The following is a 17,329-nucleotide window of genomic DNA, read 5'->3' as shown; positions in this document are numbered from 1 at the left end:
TGTGGATATCCCACCGAGCGATCCAGACCACGTCAGTTGTGACCAACCGCACCGACGAGCCCACCACTGTCTGCCACTCCGGCGACCCCATCCCAGTACCGTGAGGAGGTGACTTCTCCTCTCCCCGCCGGCGTCCTGTTCGACATGGACGGCACCCTCGTCGACACCGAGCCGCACTGGCAAGCAGCCCAGGAGGCTCTGGCCGCCAGCATCGGCACCACGTGGACCCAGGCAGACTTCGAGGCCTCCATCGGCCGCCCGATGGAACGGTGGGCCGAGGTGCTGATTGCGCGCGGAGTGCCGGGCACGCTCGATCAGATCATCGCTCGCGCCGTCGCCTATGTCTCCGACATGATGCGGGCCGAGATGCCGTGGCTGCCCGGCGCCTACGAGCTCCTGGAACAGCTCGCCGCCGACGGGATCCCCTGCGGCCTGGTCACAAACAACGCCGGGGTGAACGCCGCACTGCTGGCCGATGCCGCCCCGGCCGGCTCGCTCCAGGTTCTGGTGAGCACGGACGACGTCACCTCCCCCAAACCGCACCCGGAGCCGTACCTGACGGCGATCGCCCGGCTTGGCATCGACCCGGCCCGGAGCATTGCCTTCGAGGACTCCACCTCCGGTGCGACAAGTGCGCACGAGGCAGGTCTAGGCGTCTGGTTCATCAACTCCCACACCGCCGACCCGGGTATCCCCACCGCTCGGGTGATCGGTTCCCCAGCCGAAGTGACCGTCGCCGAGGTGCGCGCCACCCTGGCCGGCAGCCACACAGCTGAGCTCGCCTGACCCGCGCGATCGAACCTCGCCGTCAGGCGGCCCGCAGTTCCTTCCGGCTCGCCACCACCTCGTCGACCAGGCCATACGCCACCGCCTGCTCGCTGGTGAAGATCCGATCTCGGGACGTGTCCTCCTGCAGCACCGTCAGCGATTGCCCAGTGTGCGCGGAAAGCACCTCGTCCACGGCATGACGAAGCCGGGCGATCTCGGCCGCCTGGATCTGCAGGTCGGGCAGTGCGCCCTGCCCACCCATGGAGGGTGGGTGCAGCAGCACCCGGGCGTGTGGGAGTACCCCACGCCGCCCTGGATCACCGGCGGCGAGCAGCACCGCGGCGCTCGAAGCCGCCTGTCCCACACAGATCGTCGCGATCGGTGCACGCACGAACTGCATGGTGTCGTAGATGGCGAGCATCGCCGTCACCGAACCACCCGGTGAGTTGATGTAGAGGTTGATCTCACCGCCTGGATCGGCCGATTCGAGATGGATGAGCTGGGCAATCACCGTGTTGGCCACCCCGTCGTCGATCTCGGTGCCGAGGAAGACGATGCGGTCCCCGAGCAACCGGGAGTACACGTCTGCGGCGCGTTCACCACGGCTGGTCCGTTCGATCACGCTGGGGATCGTGTACTGGCCGGTCATCGCTGCGCCCCCAGTCCCGCCCGGCGGCGCCCGGGAAGTACCTGAGCCATCGAAGTGACGATCTCGTCCACGAACCCGTACTCGACTGCCTGTTCGGCGGTGAACCAGCGGTCACGATCAGAGTCGCGTTCGATGCGTTCCACCGGCTGTCCGGTGTGCTCGGCGATCAGCGCCAGCATGGTGGCCTTGGTGTGCTCGAGGTTCTCCGCCTGGATCGCGATGTCCACGGCGGTGCCTTGCAGCCCGGCCGACCCTTGATGCATGAGGATGCGAGCATGCGGCAGGGCATAGCGCTTCCCCGCAGCACCGGCGCACAACAGCACCTGGCCCATGCTGGCGGCCAGTCCCATCCCGAGGGTGATCACATCGTTGGGGACGAGGCGCATCGTGTCGTACATGGCCAACCCTGCCGGCACCGACCCGCCGGGTGAGTGGATGAGCAAGGCGATGTCCGCCGTCGGATCCTGGGCGGAGAGCAGCATGAGCTGGCTGCACACCCGGGCCGCAAGCGGATCGTCGACCTCCTCGGCGATGAGGATCACGCGTTGCTGCATTAACTGGTCGGCGAACCGCTCGGACAGCGGCAGTGTGTCACTCATGAGAGCTCCGTTCTTTGTGGAGCTCCACCATGCGCAGCACCGCCACGCCCGCGGGGCGCACGCGTCTGAGGGCAGATCTGCTCAGGGCAGATCTCACACTCAGTCGTAGATCCCTTCCGCCCACCACTGTTCCCCGTCTCCGGCGAGCAGCAGAGCAACCCCGTCCTCCTCGACCACCTGCAAGTAGTGTCGGGGTCGGCCTCCCGCCCACCATCGCTCGTGCACCGGCCAGGGACCGGCCCACCGGGAGACGGTAAGCCGGCGTGGCACCCCGGGCATCGACACCTCCACCCGGGTCGGCGCCGCGGACAGCGCACCTCGGGCATCGATACGCACCGGCACTCCCGCGGCGTCCTGCACTCGCGCAGGGACAGGCTCTGCGGGCACCGTGGCCGGCAGCGGCCGCGGGATCTGGCCCGGCCACGGGGCTTTCGGATCACGCAGCGGACTCACCTCATCCCCCCAGGTCACCAGGCGTGCCCGGTCCCGCGGGGCGCGACCTCCTTCCAGCACTGGTGCCAGCACGCCGTTCTCACCGAGCATCCCCTGCACGCGCAACGCGGCCCGACCCGCCTGTCGCTCCCCGCGACCGACCTGCCCCCACAGCCCTTCGGCCACGGTGGCCGCAGGACTGACCTCTTCAGCGGCGATCTCCAGATGGGTCAGCGCCGCACTCGGTGCCCGGCCGCTGCGACCGCTGAGCCATCCGTCGAGCTGCCAGCGCACCCGGTCGGTCAGCTCGGCAGCGGTGAGTGCACCTTCGATCCGCCAGGTACGCACCAGTTCGGCTCCGTCCTCGGTGCGCGCCCGCACCCGCAGCCGTCCGCACAACACTCCACGGCGCATCATCCGCCCCTGCAGGTCCTCGGCGAGCCGCCTGGCCACGAATGTGGCAGTGTCCACGCGCTGGGCGGGAGGGTCCAGCTCGGCAGTGCTGGTCAGCTCCGGCTCCCCACGGCGCCCCGACGGCGGAGCACCGTCTCCCCCGATGGCCAACCGGCGTGCCCGCTCACCCAACGACCCGAATCGGGCAGCCACCTGCCCCGACCGCATCGCTGCCAGCCCGCCGAGCGTGGAGATCCCCAGACGGCGCAGCACTCCGGTGAACTCAGTCATCTCCGCTCGCGCCTGCCGGGTGGTGGTCACATGGATGAGATCGCGGACATCCCGATCGGCGAGAAATGCACCGGACCGTCCCGGCGAGACGATCGTGGACTCGCGAGCAGCGAGCAGGGCTGCGAGCTGCCCGTCGGCGATCCCCACCTGAGCCTCGGCACCGGCACCGGCCACAGCCCCGATCAGCACGTCGGCCACTGCCTCCTCGGACCCGAGGTAGCGACTCGGACCGTCGGCCGCGAGCACCACCGCGCCGGGGCGCATCACCTGAACCAGCGGTATCTCCTCCTCCACGGCCTGTACCACCGGTTCAAACGCTCGCACGTCCCGCCCTTCGTCGATCGGGACGAGGACGAGGTCGGGGCAGAGACCTTGGGCGCTGCGACGGCGCATCCCGCGCCGCACCCCTTCGGCGCGGGCGCGTGCCGAGGCGGCGACGATCCCGCGCGCGTCGTGGATCGCCACCGGCTCGTGCGCGCTCACCACACCGTCAGCCACCGCTGCAGCGACCGGCCAGTCCGGCACCCAGAGCACGGCGAGGCGGGTGGCGGGCTCGTCGGCTCGCCCCGACCTGCTCGATGGACGGCCTCGCTGCCCACCGCGTGCTCTCTCGTTCTGCCTGCCGCGCGGCGGCACCGACGGCCCCTGCTCAGGAACTGCTGCACTCATCACACTCACCCCGCTCGTACCAAGTCGTCATGCATGACGCCGTCACGCACGCGGTCCGGCGGACCACCTGTGACCGCCAGGACCGGTTCCGTGGCACGCCACTGCAGGTCGGCGGTTGAGGCACGCCGTGGGGCCGATCCGGTCACCGCCACCTCTCTCGCCGGCTCCCACCCACGTGCCCCGAGCATCGCGTGCACGGTGACGGACCGGCCGACGCGCCGGTGGTGGGCGGTGATCGCCAGCTCCCCGGCCTGCAGCACTCCGCTGCCCTGGCCGATCCCGTGCCACGCCCGGGGCACCACCTCGAGAAGCACATCAGCACCCGGCCACGGCGCACTGGTCAGCAGAACGGCCTCACGCACCCGGACCCGTGAGGCAATCGTGCGGCGCTCCCGATCGGCGAGCGCCGCCCCCTGACCGAGCACCACCACGTCCACACCATCCACCACGGCGCCAAGCACGGCGGCGGCGTCCGGACCGCTCCGGGGCACCACGACGGTCCGTTCCAGTGGGACCCCCAGCTCGGCGGCCGCGGCGAGACCGAGATCAGGCAGGTCCACCACCGCGCACCACGCCCCGCGTGCCACGGCTGAAGCAGCCAACGAGAGCAGCACCGAGGTGCCACCGACCACCTGGACGGCGCTCCCTCGGCGCAGCCCTGCTGGGAACAACGGGGCCAGCACGCCGGGAACACCGAACGCCCGCTCCGGGTCGATCTCGCCGCCAGCATCGGCCGGCTCGCTCCACGGGCCCGCTGGAGACTCACTCACCGAGGAGGGATCCACGGAGTCAGGTCCTGCTGGCGCGCCTGCCGATCGACCCAACCGGGTGCGCACTCCCACCCCGGCCTCGGCCACGGCAAGCACCCGCCGCGCAGCGTCCAGCTTGCCTGCCACATCCAGCGCGGGGGCCTTGTTCGTCCTGACGTTCATCGTCCCTCCTCTCTTGCCTGCACGGTAGGAGCGACCACCGACATCGAACATCGGTTCGAACAGTGAACGACGAGACACACCCGTTGTCAAGTGGCCCCTACAGCGCGAACCGCGGCCGAGTCGTCGTAGGTTAGGAGAGGAAGTCCGCCGTCACGCCGCAAGGAGTTGTCATGGACCTGGAACGTCCCCTGGCCCCGCACCCCTACGAAATGCTGCCCGCGGTTCCCGCGTTTGCCCTGAGCAGCCCGGACATCACCGACGGCGCAGCAATGGCCGCCCGGCACGCCGCCGACGGGGAGAATGTCTCCCCCGCGCTGACCTGGACGGATCCGCCGGAGGGAACCCAAGGTCTGCTGGTGACCTGTTTCGACCCGGACGCCCCGACCCCCGCCGGTTACTGGCACTGGGTCATCACCGACCTGGATTCCTCCGTGACCACGCTCGACGCGGGCGCCGGCGAGAGCGACATCGCCCTGCCCGGTGCCGCATTCCACCTACGCACCGACGGTGGCGAGTTCGGCTACGAAGGCGCCGCACCCCCTCCCGGAGACCGGGCGCACCGGTACGTCTTCGCCGTGCACGCCCTGGACGTACCCACCCTCGACCTCACCCCCGAGGACAGTGCCACCAAGGCGAGTTTCCTCGCCCTGTTCCACACCCTCGCCCGCGGTGTACTGACCCCCACCTACCAACGTTGATGCGGTACGGCACCCTCGACTGGGTCCCCGCCCTGGACCGTCCGGATCTGCTCGCCGCTCCGGTCACCGAAGCATTGGCGAGCTGGGCGCAGGCCGCACCGGACGCCGTCAGGCAGGTGCTCGTGGCCGAGATCGATCCGGACCAGGCCGACACGGCCGACATGACGGCCACCTATGACTTGCCACTGGAGGCCTCGGCGAACTGTGTGCTGGTGGCCGGCAAGCGCACCGGTGAGGAGCGGATCGCGGCCGCGGTGGTGCGGGCGACCACCCGTGCGGACGTGAACTCCGCCGTCAAGAAACTTCTCGATGTGCGTAAGGCCTCCTTCCTGCCGATGGATCGAGCGGTGGCCGACTCGCAGATGGAGTACGGCGGGATCACCCCGATCGGGCTGCCCGCCGGCTACCGGGTATTGCTGGACACACGCACCAGCGCCGGCCCGGCGATCATCGGCAGCGGTATCCGCGGTTCGAAAATCCTGCTGCCGGGTGAGGTGCTGGCCGAGCTTCCCGGTGCGGAGATCGTGGCCGGGCTGGCGACCGAGATCGCGGCGTAGCTAGGCTCATCCGGGATGAGCAACGACGCTGCCACCCCGCCCGAGGTCTCCGGTCCTTTCCTCACACCTACCCGCACATGGCCGGCCGAACCGCGCTGGGGGCATGCCGATGGCCTGCAGGTCGGTCTGCACCCGCTCCCCGGGCCCCGGGGTTTGCTGCGGATCTTCACCCCATACCTGGGCCAGCCGCGCGAGCGGATGATGAACTTCATCGCTGTGGAACCGATCCCCACCGGGCAGACCTCGCGCGGCTTCTCCGAGCTTGAGCACTCCACGCTGGACGATGCCCCGGGCAAACGTTTCTGGTCCACCGACAGTCCGGATGATCCCACCCCGCGCGATCCTGCCGAGCCCGCCCGAGGCATCATCGAGTCCGTCGACGGCGTCCCGCACCAGCGCGTGTACGTCCAGGTGGAGCCGTTCGACAACGGGGCCGACGTGTACCTGCGCCTCACCTTCCGTGCCGATCGCCCCCAGGAGGTCGCGATCGCGACCTTCGTCCGGGACTCCTCGGTGCCGCTCGAGACGGTGATCACCACGGCCACGATGGGCAACTACGCACGGTTGCGGCTCCTGCGCCTGACCGACCGGATCGTCACGCCCAGTGAGTTGTGGCCCGACTTCCCTGGCGAGGACTCCTCGAGGCACCACTTCGCCCCGCACGCCCGGTTCGGGCTGGACGACCTGGCCCGTACCGATAACGGCGAGGTGCTGTTCGCCGCCTGCCCGGACGAAGCCGACCCCGCGAGCACCTCCTACGCCGAGGACGTCCGCCCGAACTGGCACTTCGTGGGGATGAAGGCGGTGCAGTACTGGCGCGCCGCCGACCCCGACCCCCTGATCGAGGGGCTCGTGAATGCCCGGGCCTCCTACTGGGCGAGCGAGTCCGAGATCCCGGGCGGCCCGTCCTACGAGAATCTCGAGCTGGTGGAGCCGTTCCGGCAGGGCCGTGAGCGAGTATTCGGGATCGAGGCGATCCCGGCATAGGCCTAGGCGGCGTTGTCAGCCCAGCCACTCCTCGCGACGGGCGGCCACGAACTCCTCGTCGAGCAGCTGCGGGTAGTCCTGCCGCACCTGCGCGATGAGGTCAGCCTGACCGGATGAGAGTCGCTCCCGGTCGGACAGGCAGCGCGCCGAGGCGAGCACTCCTTGCTGGCGGAGCACCTCGTTCACCCCGGCCACACAGCCGGCGAAGTCGTGCTCGACGTCGAACACGGCGGCATTGATCTGCACGAGCGCGTTCGCCTGCGCGAGCAGGTCCATCGGCACCGTCCCGGCGTCCACGGCCGCCCGCACCTGGGTGATCAGGTCCACCGCAGCCCGCGCGCCCACGGCCCACTGCCCGAGCAGCCCGCCGCGCACCCGCAGCTCACGACCGTGCCCGCGCGTGGGAGTGAGGAGGTCGTGCACGATGGAGTCGTCGTTGCCGGTGAGGAGCACGACGGCGTCCCACCGGTCGTGCGCGAGCAGCACCTGGGCCACGTCGTTCGTCCGATACCGGTCGAACGGGGCCGTCTTGACGGCCACCACGGACTCCAGGTCGAACAGACGCCGCCAGTAGTCCCGGCTCAGGCGTTGCCCGCCGACGCTCTCCTGCAGGTAGAAGCCGATGGTGGGCAGCACCTCACCGACCGCGCGGGCGCGGTCGAGCAAGGCATCCTCGCTGCGATCGGCCATCCCCCACGGGCACAGCAGGGCCGCCTGATAGCCGAGCTCGGCGGCCAGCTCCGCCTCGGCGACCGCCTGGGGGGTGTCCCCGACGATCCCGGCCACGAGCACCGGTGCGGTGGCCTGCGCAACTCCGGCACCCCCGCCACCGGGCATCCCGGCAGCGGCAGTCTCGGCAGCGGCAGTCTCGGCAGCGAGGCGCCACACATCCGTGAGCGCCGCGCGGTCCTCGTGCAACTCGAACTGGGTGGTGTGCACGCCGACGGCGAGGCCGTCCACGCCGGCGTCGAGGTAATACCGGGTGAGGGCGCGTTGGGCGCGCTCGTCGATCGCGCCCTCGGTGGTGAGCGCCAACGGGTGGGCCGGGATGGCAACGCCGGCCGCCAGGCGTGCGGTCAGGTCGATCATCAGAACTTTCCCTCCCGCTGAGTGAACTTGGTGGCCTTGCCGAGCTGCCGTCCGCCGTCGGCGACCCATCGGCCCACCCACCGGACCAGCCGGCGCAGTGGCACCGACGGGTAACCGAACAGCTCATGACACGGGCCGGCGTCGCTGAGCAGTGCATCGGCGGACTCGGTGCCGGTGAAGCGAGGCTCGATCCCCATCTCCTCGCCCAGCAGCTCGGCCAGGCGGCGCACCGAGACGGTCTCCGGGCCGGTTGCGTTGAGGATGTGCGGCGGCACGCCCGCCACTCCGATGGAGCGCAGCGCCCAGGCGTTGATGTCGCCCTGCCAGGCCACGTTCACCGCGGGCATGGTGACGTCCACGGCATCGCCGCCCGCCATGGTGGCGGCGATGTCGGCGATCACGCCGTAGCGCAGTTCACAGGCGTAGTTGAGCCGGTAGATGGTCACCGGGGTGTCCCAGGTGTGGGCGGCGTTGGTGAAGAGTCGTTCCCGGGCGAGGGCCGACTGGGCGTACTCCCCCACCGGGGCCGGGGTATCGGTCTCGATCGAGCCGCCGCCGGCGAGCGGGGTGAGGTGGTAGACGTTTCCGGTGGAGTAGACCATCGTCGGCACACCGCGGTAGCGGTTCGCGGTGAGCACCGGGATAGCCGCGTTGGACCACCAGGTCTGGTGCTCGGCGTTCGTGGTCCCGAACTTCATCGCGGCGAGGAAGAACACCCCGGCCGCGTCGGGAAGGTCGGCGTAAGACTCCGGGGCGGCGAGATCGGCGCGGTGCACCACGACCCCTGCATCCCGCAGCAGATCCGCGCCGGCCGGGTCGGAGAATCGGGAGACGGCGATCACCTGGGCGTCGGACCCCGCGGCGTCCAGAGCGCGGCGGGCCATCATTGCCATGCTCGGCCCGATCTTTCCCCCGGCTCCGAGGATGACGATGTCGCCGCCGAGTGCGGTGAGCGCGGCACCGACTCCCTCGGTGGGCCGGGAGAGCAGGTCCTCGAGGGTGCGCTCGTCGGTAGGGGTATCGATCGGCAGCGTGTCGGTCACAGCAGGTTCCTGATGTAGGTGACGGCGAGCAGGACGAGGAAGACGACACCGGCGATGGCGAGCACGAGTTGCGGGATCGGCAGCCGCAGCTCGCCGCGCTCGGGGGCGCGACTGAGCCGGACCAGGACGAACCCGATCAACGGGACCACGAAGATGGTCACCGCTTGCGCGGTCACGATGAGCGGCAGCGGGAGCCCGCCGAAGGTGACTGCCACGATCCCACCGAGCACGATCACCACGGTGATGCACATCTTGACCGCGCGTGAGCTCAGCCCACCTTGCTCGATCCCGAGCGCGCCGGCGAGCATGCTGCCGCCGATGGTGGAGTTGCCGATCAGCGAGGAGAACGCCGCTGCCCACAGGCCGAGGGCGAAGAGCGCGGCGGCCCAGCCGCCGATGGCCGGTTCGAGGATGGAGGCCATGTCTGCCGGGGACGAGACCGTGACGCCCTGCGGGTGCAGCACCGCCGCGGCGGCGATCATGATGGCGAAGGAGAGCCCGCCCAGGATGAGGATGCCGGTGATCGCGTCCCGTCGCGCGGTGCGGTAGTCGGCGACCGTCCACCCCTTCTCCCGGACGAGCTGGATCTGGTACAGCGCCCCGACCACGGAGAACGTGGTGGCGACGGCACCCACCACGAGGGCGGAGGCGCCGCTCGGGATCCCCGGGACCAGGCCGCGCAGCACCCCGCCGAGATCAGGCTGCGAGACCACCAGGGTGACCAGGAAGATCGTCAGCATCGCGAGGATGATCACCACCATCACGCGCTCGAGACGGCGGTAGAAGGCCGGGAGCCACAGGAAGCCCACCGCGAGCAGGGTGAACAGGGCCGCAAACAGCGTGGTGCTGCCGTCGAAGAGCACCGACATGGCGGCCCCGGTGCCCACGGAGTTGCTGCCCTGAAAGCTGGCCGTCACGGCGAACGCCCCGAGCCCCACGAGGATCGCGACGACACGCCCGAAGCGCCGCCGGATCGTCTCCACAGGCCCGACGTCGGTACTGAGCCCGATCCGGACACAGAGATCCACGAAGCACAGCATCAGGACCGTGGCCACGACCGGCACCCAGACGAGGTCGTAGGCGAACTGCGCGCCGAGGGAGCTCGTGGTGGCGATGCTGCCCGGACCGAACATGAGGGCGGCGGTGATGAAGGCCGGGCCAAGGCGGGCAGTGAAGCGCCCACGCGACGTCGTCGGTGCGGAGCTCGTCATGAGAAAGCCTTTTCTTAGGGGTTTGAGAAGGACGGTAAAGGGAAGACGGCGACGGCGTCAAGGCCGGCTTGTGCCGGGACGTCACAGCGGGCCCGTGCGAATGACGTCACGTCGAGCGGGTACCGTCCCACGCCCCGCAGCACGCCCTGCGGTGCTCTACTCTCGTCCCATGGCCGTGAACCTGCGTGATGTCGCGCGCCATGCCGGGGTCTCGGTCCCAACCGCTTCTCGGGTGCTCTCCGGCAGTGACTACCCCGTGGCCGAGCACTTGCGCGTCAAGGTGCTGGCAGCCGCGGACGAGCTGGACTACGTCCCGAACGCACAGGCGCAGGGGCTGCTCTCCGGCAACCCCGGAACGGTCGGCGTGCTCGTCGGCACCGTGGACGACCCGTACTTCTCCGAGATTGTGAACGGGGTTCAGGACGTCGCCACGGAACGACACCTACTCGTCACCATCTGCAACACCGATCGCGACGTGGACCGCGAGCTGGACTACTTCCGGCTGCTGCAGGCGCACCGCACCGGGATCGTGGTCATCGCCGGCTCGGGTCTGCTGGACGCGCGCTACGCGGAAGGGATGACGGCGCGCGTCCGCTCATTCGAAGGCAGTGGCGGGCGCGTGGTCGCGATCGGTCATCCGCTCATCGATGTCGACCGGGTGCTCGTCGACAACGTCGGTGGGGCGCGCCAACTAGGTCGGCACCTAGTCGACCTCGGCCACCGTGATATCGGTGTGCTGGTGGGTGTGGCGGAGGTGAGTTCCACCGTCGAGCGACTGGACGGGCTTCGCGCACCTGTCGAAGGCGCCGGTGGACGTCTACACCTGCGGCACGGGGGTCCGACGCGCGACGAGGGGTATCAGGGGGCTGGCGAGCTGCTTGAGGCCCACCCGGAGATCACTGCTCTGGTCGGCACGGCCGATCAGATGGCCATCGGAGCGGTGTCGTGGCTGCGCGATCATGGCCGGCGTGTTCCCGAGGAGGTCGCCGTGGCCGGATTCAACGACATCGCCGTCTCCCGTGACTTCGACCTCACCTCGGTCCGTCTCCCGCTGCGCACCATGGGGGCGATGGCGCTCGAGGTCGCCCTGTCCCCCGCGCCCGACGAGCCCGTGGTCCGCGAGCTGGGCGCCGAGCTGGTGGTGCGCGGGACGACGGTGCCACGAACGGCGACCGAGACCTAGAGCTGAACACCGAGAACGGAAACCGAGAGCAGCCCGCCGAGGGCCAGGGGCCAGGGGCTAGGCGGCGTTGCCGCGCTGGTTCGTGATCTCCTCGAGCACGTCACCACCGGGGAGGATGTCGCGTTCGTCGAGCAGGTGCACCGGCGGGGGTGTCATGTCCTCGGGTGGATCGTCCCACCAGAACACATCATCAACATCCTCACCCGTCCAGATCGCAGCCGCGTCCCGGCGCAGCTGCACCGTCAGGGCACTCAGGTCCACCCGCTCGGGCAACCGGGTATACACATGCCCGGTCCTGGTCCGCCACGTCGTGATCCCGCTACGGGAGTCCCGCTCGACACTGAAGACCCGCTCCGTCTTGCCCTGATGGTGATGGGCACACAAACACTGCAGATTCGTCTCCACCGTCTGCGCCCACGCTGGCACCTGCGGATCAAAAGGCACGATGTGATCAAGCTGGCACCGCCACGCCGGCACCATGCACCCCGGAAACCTGCACGTCTGATCCCGCCCGGTCACCAAATCCCGCAACCGACGCGAAGGCGCATAGGAATCACACGCCACCAACCCCAGCTCGCCGACCATCACAGTCAACGGATCCCCAGCACCAGCAGCAGCAGTGTCAGTAGTGTCGGCAGTGTCAGTGTTGCTGTGGCGAGCACCCCCACCACCGGTGCGTCGACGCACCCACTCCAGGCGCGCATGCACCCAGTTCACTAAGCGTTCCGGATCCGTCCCATCAGGCACACCCGGTGCCCGCGCGGGCGGCAGCACCTCATTCATCGGATCAAACAACCCACGACGAGCCGCACCACCCGGCGGGCCAGTCCCACCAGCGCCCGGTGGACCGGTCCCGCCATACCGCGACTGCTCAAGTACTCCCCCAGCCGCCAGGCGCCGCGCCGTCGCCGCCGTGATCGGCCCATACCCATGCAGCACCGCCGGAGACTGCTCATCACCAGCCAGCACCGGCTCGGTCACCGAGACCCGCACCACTGGACGACGCCCCTGCCGATCGGGCACCACGACCCCACCCACCGTCGCACCAGTTGCCAGGATCTCCTCGAACACCCCCGTGAACGCATCCGCCCGACGCTGATCTACCGTCCGCTCGTCATCAGCCGCACCATCAGCGGCCAACCCATCAACAGCCGTGTACACGCACGCCGCAGCCTCCGCCGGCAACAACGCACTCACCCACTCCATCCCATGCCGAGCAGGCTCACGCACCACCCGCCGCCGAGCCACCGCCTTCTCCCGAGCGCGCTCGGCTTCGGCCGGGTCCACCGCCAGCACCGCTGCCTCCAGCTCACGCCGCAACTGCGGCACCGTGTGATCGGCACCAAAGACCACCGCATGCTGCTGCACCGCACGCGCCTGCGCCAACCCCAGCTCGTCCGTGGCCTCCGTGATCAGGTCCGCCTTCCGGGGGGACAGGCAACCCCGCCGAACCGCCTCAGCCACATCCGGCGCACCGGCCAACGCCCCCGCACGCGCCACCACGGTCTCGGCCGCATACCCCGTGGTCGCCAACCGCAACGCCAGCTCATCCCTGGTGCGGGATACCCCCATCGACCCGCGCCGACGCTCCAGCAATTCCTCCACGAAAGTGGCCTGCACACCCGCTAGGTGGTTCTGCAACCGGTCCGTGGCTGCGACCAGCTCCACCAGGAGCCCCTCGTCCGGCGTGGTCCGGCCGTCACACTCCTCCTCCAGGAGAGCAAGCAGTTCAGCATCCGCTGCGGCCTCCGCCACCACCGCCGCAGCCTGTGACCACCCCGTCTCGAACGACCAGGCAGGGTTCGCCCGGTCCGCACGCCGGGCAGCCTGGAAGCGGGCACCGATCGGTGCCCCAGCAGGCACCGAAGCCTCCTCACCCATCGACGACCACCTCCTCGCGGTCTCGTCCTCGTCGCTCATCTGCAGTACACCACCGACCACCGACACTGAGCCTCAGCCCGTCGACAACCCTGAGACTCTCCTCGTCAGAGCAACAACTGCAGGTGTCGCTGGCCGGCATAGAACCATCCCATCGGCACCCACTGACATCGAACATCCGTGCCGAACGCAACCGGCGTCCCGGCGGCTCGTCACCAGACCGCTCGACAGGTCGCGCCCCGTGGTCGTCTCGAACGGCTTGCCGGGGTGCCGACCGGTGCGTTCAGAGCACGGGCGCTGGCCCTTCCTAGGGCTTGCGCAGGGCGTGGGTCAGGATGCGGTGGACGTAGCCGACATCTGCGTACGTCAGCCTCGAGGGCCCAGTCCCTACACCGAGAAGTACTTCGCCTCCGGATGGTGGAAGACCACCGCATCGGTGGACTGCTCCGGGTGCAGCTGCAGCTCCTCGCTCAGCGTCACCCCGATCCGCTCCGGACGGAGCAGCTCGATGATCTTGGCGCGGTCCTCCAGGTCGGGACAGGCCGGGTAGCCGAAGGAGTACCGCGCGCCCCGGTAGTCCACCTTGAACATGCCCTCCAGATCGGCCGGGTCCTCCCCGGCGAACCCGAGCTCGCCGCGCACCCGCGCGTGCCAGTACTCCGCGAGCGCCTCGGTGAGCTGCACCGACAACCCGTGCAGCTCCAGGTACTCCCGGTAGGCGTTCGCCTCGAACAGGCGCGCGGTGTGCGTGGCCACCCCGGACCCCACAGTCACCAACTGCACCCCGAGCACATCAGTCTCGCCCGATTCACGCGAGCGCACGAAGTCGGCCAAGCACAGGTGCCGGTCGCGTCGTTGCCTGGGGAAGGTGAAACGCATCCGTTCGGTCCCCGGCTCACCGCCACTTCCGCCGTCGGGCCCCTCGTGGTGCAGCAGCACCACATCATCGCCCTCGGCGACCACCGGGAAGTAGCCGTACACCACCGACGGGGTGAGCATGTCCTCGGAGGCGATCCTCGCCATCCACTCACGCAGCCGCGGACGCCCCTCGGTCTCGACCAGCTCCTCATACGAGGAACCGCCCTCCCCGCGGCCGGGCTTGAGGCCCCACTGCCCCATGAAGGTCGCGCGCTCGTCCAGGAACGCTGAATACTCCGCGAGCGCGATGCCCTTGACGATCCGTGTTCCCCAGAACGGCGGCTCCGGCACCCTGTTATCGGTCGCCACGTCCGAGCGCTCCGGCAGATCCTCGGCCGGGGTTTCGTCCACCGTCACCTTCGCATGCCGGCGCTTCTTCAGCTCCGGCAGCCCGACGGCGTCCGGTGCCTCTCCCCGTGCCACCCGCACCAAAGGCTCCATCAGGCGCAGCCCTTCGAAAGCGTCCCGGGCGTAGCGCACCTCGCCGTCGTAGACGTCGTCCAGGTCGTCCTCGACGTACACGCGGGTCAGCGCCGCACCACCAAGGAGCACCGGATACTTCTCGGCGAGCCCACGAGAGTTGAGCTCCTCCAGGTTCTCCTTCATCACCACGGTGGACTTCACCAGCAGCCCGCTCATGCCGATCACATTGGCCTTGTGCTCCTCGGCGGCCTCGATGAAGGCCGACACCGGCTGCTTGATGCCGATGTTGACGACCGTGAAGCCGTTGTTGGTGAGGATGATGTCGACGAGGTTCTTGCCGATGTCGTGCACGTCCCCACGGACGGTGCCGAGCACAATGGTGCCCTTGCCCTCGCCTGCCTCGACCTTCTCCATGTGCGGCTCGAGGTGAGCCACGGCGGTCTTCATCGTCTCAGCGGACTGCAGCACGAACGGCAGCTGCATCTCCCCGGCGCCGAACCGTTCGCCGACCACCTTCATCCCGGCAAGCAACTGGTCGTTGACGATGTCGAGCGCCTTCCAGCCCTGCTCCAGCGCTGCGTCGAGATCGTCGTGCAACCCCTTCATCTCACCGTCGATAATGCGGCGAGCCAAGCGTTCGTCCAATGGCAGGGCCGCCAGCTCGGCCGCGCGAGCGTCCTTCAGCGCGGCCGAGTCCACCCCGGAGAACACCTCGAGCAGGTGCGCGAGCGGGTCGTGGGTCATCTGGTCGCCGTCGTAGGCGCGCCGGTCCCAGACCAGGTCCTCGGCGGCCTGGCGCTGCTCCTCGGGGATCTGCGCGAGCGGCAGGATCTTCGCGGCGTGCACGATCGCCGAGTCGAGCCCGGCCTCGACGGCGGCGTGCAGGAACACCGAGTTCAGCACCACCCGGGCGGCCGGGTTGAGACCGAAGGAGATGTTCGAGACGCCGAGGGTGGTGTGCACGGCCGGGTAGCGGCGCTTGAGCTCACGAATCGCCTCGATCGTCTCGATCGCATCCCGGCGCGTCTCCTCCTGCCCGGTGGCGATCGGGAAGGTGAGGGTATCGACGATGATGTCCTGCACCGCCATCCCCCAGGTACCGGTGAGGTCGTCGATGAGGCGGGAGGCGATCGCCACCTTGTGCTCGGCGGTGCGGGCCTGCCCCTCCTCGTCGATGGTCAGCGCCACCACGGCGGCACCGTGCTCGAGCACGTGCGGCATGATCTTCGCGTACCGGGAGTCCGGGCCGTCCCCGTCCTCGAAGTTCACCGAGTTCACCACGGCGCGCCCGCCGACCAGCTCCAGTCCGGCGCCGATGACGGCCGGCTCGGTGGAGTCGATCACCAGCGGCAGCGTGGAGGCGCTGGCCAGGCGGGAGACCACGCTGCGCACGTCGGCCACCCCGTCGCGCCCCACATAGTCCACGCACACATCCAGCAGGTGTGCACCGTCGCGGGTCTGCGCCCGGGCGATCTGCACGCACTCGTCCCAGTTCTCCGCGAGCATCGCCTCCCGGAACGCCTTGGAGCCGTTGGCGTTGGTGCGCTCGCCGATGGCGAGGAATGCCGCGTCCTGGTCGAAGTCGGTGTGCGCGTACAGGCTCGCCACGCCGTGCGTGGGCTCGGGGTGGCGGTCGACGACGGCCCTCCCCCGGACGCGCTCCACGACCGCCCGTAGGTGCTCCGGTGTGGTGCCGCAGCACCCACCGACGAGGGAGAGGCCGAACTCGGCGGTGAACTGGTCGTGCGCGGCGGCGAGCTCTTCCGGGGTGAGCGGGTACTCGGCGCCGTGCTTGCCCAGCACCGGCAATCCGGCGTTCGGCATGCAGGTGACCGGGACCGGGGAGTGCTTGGACAGGTGCCGCAGGTGCTCGCTCATCTCGGCGGGCCCGGTGGCGCAGTTCAGGCCGATGGCGTCGATGCCCAGGGCGGCGAGCGTGGTGAGAGCGGCCCCGATCTCGGAGCCCATCAGCATGGTGCCGGTGGTCTCCACGGTGACCTGGGCGAAGATCGGCACCTCGAGGCCGGTCTCGACCTGGGCCTGCTTGCACGCGTTCACGGCGGCCTTGGTCTGCAGCAGATCCTGGCTGGTCTCGACGAGTAGTGCGTCCGCGCCGCCACGGATCAGGCCCGCGGCCTGCTGCGCGAAGGAGTCCTTCAGCGAGGCGTAGGTGACGTGCCCGAGGCTGGGCAACTTGGTGCCCGGGCCCATCGAGCCGAGCACCCAGCGCGAGTGGTCGGGCGTGGCGTGCTTCTCGGCGCTGCGCCGGGCGATCACGGCGCCGGCCTCGGCGAGCTCACCGATGCGCTCGATGATGTCGTAGTCGCCGAGGTTGGAGGCGTTCGCGCCGAAGGTGTTGGTCTCCACGCAGTCCACGCCGACGGCGAAGTACTGATCGTGCAGGGACTCGACCACCTCGGGGCGGGTGACATTGAGGATCTCGTTGCAGCCCTCGAGGTTCTGGAAGTCCTCCAGGGTGAGCCCGGCGTCCTGGATCATCGTGCCCATCCCGCCGTCGGCGACCACCACCCGGGTGCGCATGGTCTCGAGCAGGGCGGCGGAACGAGGTGGGCGCATGGGAAAAGTGTAGGGATCGATGCCCCGAGGTC

The 17,329-nt window shown here is 69.5% G+C and carries 14 protein-coding genes; 5 read left to right on the top strand and 9 right to left on the bottom strand.

Annotated elements, in window-relative coordinates:
• Positions 1-108 precede the first annotated feature (108 nt).
• Entirely contained in the window at positions 109-786 is a 678-nt protein-coding gene (locus BLU77_RS05475; RefSeq protein ID WP_139177611.1) for an HAD family hydrolase, read from the top strand.
• Between the two features lie 22 nt (positions 787-808).
• On the opposite strand, the gene BLU77_RS05470 is transcribed toward BLU77_RS05475, so the two are convergent.
• The 4 genes from BLU77_RS05470 to BLU77_RS05455 form a co-directional block, all read right to left on the bottom strand.
• Entirely contained in the window at positions 809-1,417 is a 609-nt protein-coding gene (locus BLU77_RS05470) for a ClpP family protease (RefSeq protein ID WP_089772036.1), read from the bottom strand.
• A complete protein-coding gene (locus BLU77_RS05465; protein ID WP_089772035.1) occupies positions 1,414-2,016 on the bottom strand; it encodes a ClpP family protease in 603 nt (200 codons plus the stop codon). Before BLU77_RS05465 ends, BLU77_RS05470 begins: the two co-directional genes overlap by 4 nt.
• Positions 2,017-2,115: 99 nt before the next feature.
• Positions 2,116-3,801, bottom strand: coding sequence for a DNA polymerase Y family protein (locus tag BLU77_RS05460; protein ID WP_089773000.1), 1,686 nt, complete (start codon positions 3,799-3,801; stop codon positions 2,116-2,118).
• A 5-nt stretch (positions 3,802-3,806) separates the two neighbouring features.
• Complete coding sequence (locus BLU77_RS05455; RefSeq protein ID WP_089772034.1) at positions 3,807-4,733, bottom strand: hypothetical protein; 927 nt, start codon at positions 4,731-4,733, stop codon at positions 3,807-3,809.
• A gap of 170 nt (positions 4,734-4,903) precedes the next feature.
• On the opposite strand from BLU77_RS05455, the gene BLU77_RS05450 reads away from it, so the two are divergent.
• Genes BLU77_RS05450 through BLU77_RS05440 form a run of 3 tightly spaced genes read left to right on the top strand, consistent with a single transcriptional unit; the run spans position 4,904 to position 6,975 of the window.
• Complete coding sequence (locus BLU77_RS05450) at positions 4,904-5,431, top strand: YbhB/YbcL family Raf kinase inhibitor-like protein (protein ID WP_089772033.1); 528 nt, start codon at positions 4,904-4,906, stop codon at positions 5,429-5,431.
• Positions 5,431-5,988 carry a YbaK/EbsC family protein gene (locus tag BLU77_RS05445; protein WP_089772032.1) on the top strand — a complete coding sequence of 186 codons (558 nt, stop codon included), beginning with the start codon at positions 5,431-5,433 and terminating at the stop codon, positions 5,986-5,988. Before BLU77_RS05450 ends, BLU77_RS05445 begins: the two co-directional genes overlap by 1 nt.
• A gap of 15 nt (positions 5,989-6,003) precedes the next feature.
• Positions 6,004-6,975, top strand: coding sequence for a hypothetical protein (locus tag BLU77_RS05440; protein WP_089772031.1), 972 nt, complete (start codon positions 6,004-6,006; stop codon positions 6,973-6,975).
• Between the two features lie 15 nt (positions 6,976-6,990).
• Here BLU77_RS05440 and BLU77_RS05435 read toward each other — a convergent pair whose 3' ends face one another.
• From BLU77_RS05435 to BLU77_RS05425, 3 genes are read right to left on the bottom strand one after another with little or no spacing between them, the layout of a single operon-like run.
• A complete protein-coding gene (locus BLU77_RS05435) occupies positions 6,991-8,064 on the bottom strand; it encodes a dihydrodipicolinate synthase family protein (protein ID WP_089772030.1) in 1,074 nt (357 codons plus the stop codon).
• Positions 8,064-9,107 (bottom strand): NAD-dependent epimerase/dehydratase family protein, encoded by a 1,044-nt coding sequence (locus BLU77_RS05430; RefSeq protein ID WP_217632363.1) that lies wholly within the window; start codon positions 9,105-9,107, stop codon positions 8,064-8,066. The genes BLU77_RS05435 and BLU77_RS05430 overlap by 1 nt, the downstream gene beginning before the upstream one ends.
• The gene (locus BLU77_RS05425; protein WP_089772029.1) at positions 9,104-10,318 is read right to left on the bottom strand and encodes an Nramp family divalent metal transporter; all 1,215 of its coding nucleotides are present in this window, start codon (positions 10,316-10,318) and stop codon (positions 9,104-9,106) included. The genes BLU77_RS05430 and BLU77_RS05425 overlap by 4 nt, the downstream gene beginning before the upstream one ends.
• A gap of 169 nt (positions 10,319-10,487) precedes the next feature.
• On the opposite strand from BLU77_RS05425, the gene BLU77_RS05420 reads away from it, so the two are divergent.
• A complete protein-coding gene (locus BLU77_RS05420) occupies positions 10,488-11,501 on the top strand; it encodes a LacI family DNA-binding transcriptional regulator (RefSeq protein ID WP_175476942.1) in 1,014 nt (337 codons plus the stop codon).
• 57 nt (positions 11,502-11,558) lie between these two features.
• Here BLU77_RS05420 and BLU77_RS05415 read toward each other — a convergent pair whose 3' ends face one another.
• A complete protein-coding gene (locus tag BLU77_RS05415; RefSeq protein ID WP_139177607.1) occupies positions 11,559-13,421 on the bottom strand; it encodes an HNH endonuclease signature motif containing protein in 1,863 nt (620 codons plus the stop codon).
• A gap of 345 nt (positions 13,422-13,766) precedes the next feature.
• Positions 13,767-17,297, bottom strand: coding sequence for a methionine synthase (gene metH, locus BLU77_RS05410; RefSeq protein ID WP_089772026.1), 3,531 nt, complete (start codon positions 17,295-17,297; stop codon positions 13,767-13,769).
• Positions 17,298-17,329 lie beyond the last annotated feature (32 nt).

Origin of the sequence: Ruania alba, from assembly GCF_900105765.1 — a bacterium.
GTDB lineage: Bacteria > Actinomycetota > Actinomycetes > Actinomycetales > Beutenbergiaceae > Ruania > Ruania alba.
Note: the sequence above shows the minus strand (reverse complement) of the source record. Positions and strands in the feature narration are given on the sequence as shown.

What these genes read in the sequence shown, in the direction of transcription:
- BLU77_RS05470 (WP_089772036.1), bottom strand. Translation starts at nt 1,417, where the DNA reads ATGACCGGCCAGTACACGATCCCCAGCGTGATCGAACGGACCAGCCGT.
- BLU77_RS05465 (WP_089772035.1), bottom strand. Translation starts at nt 2,016, where the DNA reads ATGAGTGACACACTGCCGCTGTCCGAGCGGTTCGCCGACCAGTTAATG.
- BLU77_RS05460 (WP_089773000.1), bottom strand. Translation starts at nt 3,801, where the DNA reads ATGAGTGCAGCAGTTCCTGAGCAGGGGCCGTCGGTGCCGCCGCGCGGC.
- BLU77_RS05455 (WP_089772034.1), bottom strand. Translation starts at nt 4,733, where the DNA reads ATGAACGTCAGGACGAACAAGGCCCCCGCGCTGGATGTGGCAGGCAAG.
- BLU77_RS05450 (WP_089772033.1), top strand. Translation starts at nt 4,904, where the DNA reads ATGGACCTGGAACGTCCCCTGGCCCCGCACCCCTACGAAATGCTGCCC.
- BLU77_RS05445 (WP_089772032.1), top strand. Translation starts at nt 5,431, where the DNA reads ATGCGGTACGGCACCCTCGACTGGGTCCCCGCCCTGGACCGTCCGGAT.
- BLU77_RS05440 (WP_089772031.1), top strand. Translation starts at nt 6,004, where the DNA reads ATGAGCAACGACGCTGCCACCCCGCCCGAGGTCTCCGGTCCTTTCCTC.
- BLU77_RS05435 (WP_089772030.1), bottom strand. Translation starts at nt 8,064, where the DNA reads ATGATCGACCTGACCGCACGCCTGGCGGCCGGCGTTGCCATCCCGGCC.
- BLU77_RS05425 (WP_089772029.1), bottom strand. Translation starts at nt 10,318, where the DNA reads ATGACGAGCTCCGCACCGACGACGTCGCGTGGGCGCTTCACTGCCCGC.
- BLU77_RS05420 (WP_175476942.1), top strand. Translation starts at nt 10,488, where the DNA reads ATGGCCGTGAACCTGCGTGATGTCGCGCGCCATGCCGGGGTCTCGGTC.
- BLU77_RS05415 (WP_139177607.1), bottom strand. Translation starts at nt 13,421, where the DNA reads ATGAGCGACGAGGACGAGACCGCGAGGAGGTGGTCGTCGATGGGTGAG.
- metH (WP_089772026.1), bottom strand. Translation starts at nt 17,297, where the DNA reads ATGCGCCCACCTCGTTCCGCCGCCCTGCTCGAGACCATGCGCACCCGG.